Below are 1,076 nucleotides of genomic sequence, written 5' to 3'. Positions count from 1 at the left end.
TACTCGAAGTGGGAGATGCCGGCGTCGCGCTGCAGCTGGGCGTCCAGGGCGGCCGGGAGGCTGACCAGCATGCTGACCATGGCGAGCCAGGTCTGTTCTTCCTCGTCGTCCAGCCAGCGGGGCTCGTCGGTGTTCATACCCTCACGGTAACTTGACTTCTCAAGCCCGGGGGTGGCTGTTTCGTTGGGCATGGTGACCTCCCGACCACGGCTGGTCGGATCAGAGGACTCCTCGGCGGTTGACGCCTAAGGCGGCGCGGGTCAGCTCCGAGGCGTGTCGTTCAGGGGCAGGGCACGCTGGTAGGCGAAGACAGCCGCAGCGGCGACCGCCACGTGCATGGCCATGAGTCCGATGATCCCGGCGGCATCGGCGTGCGGCTTGTAGTCGCTGACGAACATCAGCAGGTCGGGCACGAGGGACACGATCACCACGGTGGGGACCAGCCAGGACAGCAAGGCGCGCGGGTCGGCCGAACGCCGGCGGACCACCGCCCAGCCCACCGCGCCCACGAGTACGCCTATGACGGTGAAGGAGACGAACGCCCCGGGCTGGAGGGGCTGGAAGTCCTCCGACGCCCCGGCGGCGCGCGCGAGGAGAGCGATGATCTCGTCGAGGACGCTTCCCGCCACGATGCCCGCGATCAGCCACCCTGCGACGGCGGCCCGTCCCGGCCCGGTTCTGACGGGAAGCGCCGAGGCGTGGGTGTTGGAGGAGGACGTGGACATAGGAATCTCCTTGGATGAGGGGCCGGGCAGGCGACTGTCTACGAATCCCGTGTGGTGCCCGGTGGGTGAGGGGGTGCTGCCGACAGACGCCTGCCCGGCACGGGGGGGCCACCCTGGAGCCGGACGGTTTCTCCAGAACGAGTGGAACGACGGTCGGGTCGGGCTCAGTTGGCGAGTGCGGCGGTGAGGGTCTCGCGCAGCGGGGTGGTGGGCCGTCCGATGAGGCGGGAGAGGTTGCCGGTGGTGCCGGCCAGCCGGCCGTCGGCGGTGCCGGCGTCGATCGCGAGGAGCATCTCCACGACGGGCTCGGGCAGGCCGGTCTCGGCGAGGGCCTTGGCGTGGGCCTCGGCG

1 protein-coding gene and 1 pseudogene are annotated in these 1,076 nt (G+C 70.4%); both read right to left on the bottom strand.

Features of this window, described 5'->3' with window-relative positions; translation table 11 throughout:
* Nucleotides 1-260: 260 nt before the first annotated feature.
* Nucleotides 261-725 carry a DUF6069 family protein gene (locus tag AC07D6_RS33525; protein ID WP_479050740.1) on the bottom strand — a complete coding sequence of 155 codons (465 nt, stop codon included), beginning with the start codon at nucleotides 723-725 and terminating at the stop codon, nucleotides 261-263.
* A gap of 164 nt (nucleotides 726-889) precedes the next feature.
* Nucleotides 890-1,076 (bottom strand): annotated as a pseudogene (locus tag AC07D6_RS33520) (KR domain-containing protein); the annotation flags it as partial.

Source organism: Streptomyces sp. NPDC045287 (genome assembly GCF_056432325.1).
The sequence above is the reverse complement of the archived record's forward strand: the minus strand, read 5'-3'. Positions and strand labels throughout refer to the sequence as shown.

What these genes read in the sequence shown, in the direction of transcription:
- AC07D6_RS33525 (WP_479050740.1), bottom strand. Translation starts at nt 725, where the DNA reads ATGTCCACGTCCTCCTCCAACACCCACGCCTCGGCGCTTCCCGTCAGA.